Origin of the sequence: Nostoc sp. WHI, assembly GCF_015714725.1 — a bacterium.
Taxonomy (GTDB): domain Bacteria; phylum Cyanobacteriota; class Cyanobacteriia; order Cyanobacteriales; family Nostocaceae; genus Nostoc.
Genome location: NZ_WBKM01000303.1, coordinates 1 through 4,334 on the forward strand (window position 1 = coordinate 1; position 4,334 = coordinate 4,334).

General features: G+C 41.0%; 5 protein-coding genes. 1 reads left to right on the plus strand and 4 read right to left on the minus strand.

Annotation, left to right across the window (positions count from 1 at the left end):
- Positions 1-134 precede the first annotated feature (134 nt).
- The 4 genes from F8S12_RS31320 to F8S12_RS31335 all read right to left on the minus strand — a co-directional run bounded on the left by F8S12_RS31320 (position 135) and on the right by F8S12_RS31335 (position 2,433).
- Positions 135-1,010: an SDR family oxidoreductase gene (locus F8S12_RS31320; protein WP_196520214.1), complete on the minus strand. Its 876-nt coding sequence runs from the start codon at positions 1,008-1,010 to the stop codon at positions 135-137.
- Positions 1,011-1,263: 253 nt separating this feature from the next.
- Positions 1,264-1,521 (minus strand): hypothetical protein, encoded by a 258-nt coding sequence (locus F8S12_RS31325; RefSeq protein WP_331001468.1) that lies wholly within the window; start codon positions 1,519-1,521, stop codon positions 1,264-1,266.
- Positions 1,522-1,715: 194 nt separating this feature from the next.
- The gene (locus tag F8S12_RS31330; RefSeq protein ID WP_196520218.1) at positions 1,716-2,120 is read right to left on the minus strand and encodes a transposase; all 405 of its coding nucleotides are present in this window, start codon (positions 2,118-2,120) and stop codon (positions 1,716-1,718) included.
- On the minus strand, positions 2,083-2,433 hold the full coding sequence (locus tag F8S12_RS31335) for a transposase (protein WP_196520219.1): 351 nt from the start codon (positions 2,431-2,433) through the stop codon (positions 2,083-2,085). Before F8S12_RS31335 ends, F8S12_RS31330 begins: the two co-directional genes overlap by 38 nt.
- Before the next feature lie 539 nt (positions 2,434-2,972).
- Between F8S12_RS31335 and F8S12_RS31340 the strand changes: the two genes are divergently transcribed.
- Complete coding sequence (locus tag F8S12_RS31340) at positions 2,973-3,704, plus strand: hypothetical protein (RefSeq protein ID WP_196520220.1); 732 nt, start codon at positions 2,973-2,975, stop codon at positions 3,702-3,704.
- Positions 3,705-4,334 lie beyond the last annotated feature (630 nt).

Below are 4,334 nucleotides of genomic sequence, written 5' to 3' on the forward strand. Positions count from 1 at the left end.
GGGGAATGATTTATTATTTGTTTGGTATTTATTTGGTATTTATATTGTTTCTTCTTCACCCTACTCCCTACTCCCTACTCCCTACTCCCTACTCCCTACTCCCTACTCCCTACTCCCTACTCCCCACTCCCCATTTAAACCGCTAGATAGCGTCGCAAAAAACTTTCTAATGTTTCCAACTGGAAGTTAAAAATAGACTCTAAGTTGGCAATTTCATCTTTTGTACAGAAAAATTCATTTGCTAGTAATGTGCGATAGGTTCCCAAAGCTTTTTGGATTTGCGGATTAAATAAACCTAATGCACCCTGTAACCCATCAATAACAAATAGTGGTGAGTTAATTATTACTGGTTCTTTGGTGAAGATCCGACCAAAAATCCGGGGAATATCTTCTCTTAATAAAATCTCCGGCCCTCCAACGGGTAAAATCTGGTTGCGAGCGCCTTCAACTGTCACAGAATCCACTACTATCTTTGCCAAATCATCGGTACTGACAATTGAGGTACGGTTTTTGCGATCGCCAATGAGTAGATATAATCCTGTTTCCCGAAATCGTTCTACCAGTGGCAGCAAGTTAGATGCTAATCCAGCTGGACGTAAAATAGTGTAATTTAAGCCACTAGCTGACAAATATCGCTCTACTGCTCGTTTGGCTTTGAATACGGGAGCGTCTTCATAACCGCGATCGGCTCCCAATACGGAAATGAAGACAAAATGCTGTACGCCATTGGCTTTTGCCTGGTCAATGAGTTCAATATTGGCGCGATAATCTAAAGATAGGGCATCGCTATCAGAACCGTGAGCGCTAATAATATACTGGACACCCAGACTAGCTTTCTGGATATCTTTTTCTCGCTGCAAATCACCGATGAAAATTTCTGCACCCCGGTGTTCTAACTCGCTATAGCGCGAGGTAAGGCGGACAAATGCCCGCACAGACTCTTCTCGTTGCCGTAGGAGTCGCACAACTCTGCGACCAATTCCTCCCGTTGCTCCAGTTACCAGAAACATATAAATACCTAAATTGAATAGTTACAGGGTTTATATAGCGGTTCGCTCGTTTGTATGCAATACACTTTGACCTCTCTCCAAACCTCTCTCCTAAGAGGAGAGAGGCTTTGAATCTTACTCCCCTTCCCTAGTAGGGAAGGGGTTGGGGGTTAGGTCTTTATTAGCCAATAGATCACACTTTATTTATTTTAATCTCTAAAAATTATCCCCCATATTTTTAGTAAATGCAGGGGATAGGATAATGGAATTAGTTTTACTGGCTCAACAAGTTAATAGCTTGTTCCAGCGACATCTTAGCCTTATGCAAATTCAGCAGGTTCTCCTGGTCGTATCGATCAGGATAGCTCATTTTTCTGCCCTCTAAAGTTATCCGAATTAGTGCTGCTTGCTCATCTGTGGGTGAATTCATTTCTTCTATAGCAGAACTGATTACCTGAATAGCGTTAAAGTTAGGGAATTTTAACCCTTTACCTTGCTTCATTTGTTGCAACGCTAAAAGTGGAAATGCCATCAGAGTTACGATGTACGAGGTTTTGTATCCTGCATTTCCAGTTGGTTTGATGCCGTATCTACGACACAAGTCGCGTAATTCTTTGAACCTATCCCACTAATAATATTTTGTTAATCCAGATATGGATTGTAGCAAGGTCAATGAATGCGTCAAAGTAAACTTTTTGACGTTCCCATCTAACGACCAGACGGCGGTCAAGAGCGCTGATACCAAGCAAAACACCGCTCTTGCTGAAATCTAGGAACAGAAATTTTGATTGGTCTTCCGATGTTTTTCTTGGTTTTCCAAACTCGTTTTGGGATTTGAGGACGAATACCTCGTTTGCGTAGGTCAGCGCGTTTTTGTTTCGAGTCGTAACCTTTATCAGCAGCTAGTGCTTTGATTCGCTTACGTGGTCTGCCAGGTTTTAATGTTTTAAGTTTAACTTTATCGAGTAGAGGTATTACTTGTTCTCTCTCGTTCCCGTTGGCTGGGGTAGTGCAATTAGCCAAGGGCATTCCACCACCTTCGGTAAGTGTGCGAATAAGAACACCTTTGCCTTTACCTCCGTAGGCAACTTCTTCACCTCCTCCCTTTCCAGGGGGAAAAAGAGCCGTCAACAGCCCCAAAATCCCAATTTATAAGCCCTTTTTCATTAGCGATCGCTAATACACGTCCTTGTATATATTCAAATGTTCCATCATCACGCCATCGCTTTAACCATCGGTGGGCTGAACTTTTTGATGCCCATGTATCTCCATGTGGTAAGTCACACCATCGACACCCTGTAATCAGTATGTATAAAAGACTATTTAATACATAACGATATGGTGCATGAGGCATTCCTTTTCCACGTTTGGACGGTTCTTCAGGAAATATATCCTCAAATAGTTTCCATTCCAGCTCACTCAATCCTTCAAAACGACCAGCCATAAACAGATACACCCTTCTCAATATGAGAAGTAAATTACCACATTTTGATATTAGTGGGATAGGTTCTTGATTGCCTGCGGAAAACACCGAAATGAGAAAGCAAACTGGGGTTTGAGTAAGTCAAATGCCATTTTGCTTATTAAATTCGACTTTAGGGACTCCCAAATAAAAAAATACTCAACTACTTCTTGTAGGTATCTCGCCATTGGTGTCAACTTTAGCGCAAACCCCTTTAAAACCTCGTTTCCAGCTAGAGGCTGGAAATGCAAATCAATTGCGCCTCTGCCGCAAGTCTTGAGGCGGCAGCGCCCCATTAGGCATTCCGACTGGGAACGAGATAAAGTAGACCCGCGCTCTAAGGGTTTCTTAAGCGTCATACGTGGGTTGACTTTCGGACAGATACTGAGGCTATGGAGCAGTTAATTTGGGGTATTACTGGAAAACGGCCAGAGCGGAAGTTCTGTAACAGTTTGCTGAGATATTTACGCTCATGAGATAATTTCCTAACTAACTAAGAAAATAAATTACTCAATATTAGTATGACTCAAGTATCAATCCCTAGTGTGGAGTTACCAATTTATCTCCGTACTAAAACAATTGCTCGACGTTTAATAGTCATAGTTATCAGCCTCACCTTCGCAGGCGTTTTAAGTGGCTATTTTTGGCTCTCGAAGTTTCCCTTGCCTGCTAGCAAATGGTTTTACGAACTATTTAGCCTTGATGGTGAATTTAATATTCCTGCTTGGTATTCCGCATTCTCTCTATTATTTTGTTCAGGATTACTTAAAGTAATTACTGTTATTAAGACGAAAGACCGCCATTTCTCTCACTGGAAAACCCTATATTTTATATTTGTATATTTGAGTTTGGATGAAGCATTTAGTTTACACGAGATTTTGATCATTCCGTCAGTCCGACAAGCGCTTCATCTTAATCCTATATTTTTCCAAACCTGGGTTATTCCTGGTGTGGTTTTAGTGGCAGTTTTTACATTTAAATATCTTAAATTTTGGCTTGCTCTCCCGCCAAAGACTCGGTATTTATTTTTTATTGCCGCAGTTGTTTATGTAACTGGAACATTAGGTATGGAAATGATAGGTGGGCTTTTTATAGAATATTTTGGTCGCCGCAGTATCATAACGTTAACGGGTATAGTTATTGAAGAGTTTTTGGAAATGACAGGAATTGTGATTTTTATTTATGCGTTGCTAGCTTACCTTAGCAGCTTGAAAGAAAGGATTGAACTGAAAATATATATATCTGATCAATAAATTTAAGCGGCTCATTTTCTCTTAGCCCACGGAGGAAAGCTCTTGTTTGTGTAGCCGCGAATTCCATTCGCTCTGGCTCTAAGTTGATACCAATGAGTATTGTTAAACCCCTACGAAAAATATGTATTTTCAAATAATTAATATTTGGTATTTTCTGTCAATGCGTAAGTCCTATATTTGTTGAAAATTCCTTATTTATTTTTCCGATGCATTAACTATAGGACTCATATTTCATATTTAATTTTTGAAATACACGTAGGGTGCGTTACGGCAAAGGCTAACGCACCACTTTAGATTTTAGGTGCGTTAGCACTGGTGGCTGATTAATTCTTGTTTAGTCCTCTTGAGAGGACTTTCGCTATTAGCCGTAGGTTTCTAACCTATGGCGGGTGATAGGTTCATAAGGTATTTGCATCAATGCAGAATGTTGGCATTGCCCACACGTCCGCCTCAGAATAAATTCTGCGGCTCATAGCGAAAGTCATCTGAAGTTGACTGAAATTCTTGTTTTAGCGTGAGTTCGACGGCTCATATCATGTCCGCTTGATTACTTATTAAACCTGGAGAACCCCACCCCGCCAAAGCTCTCTGCTTTGTCTCCCCTCCCGAAGAGCGGGGAGGGGTTGGGGG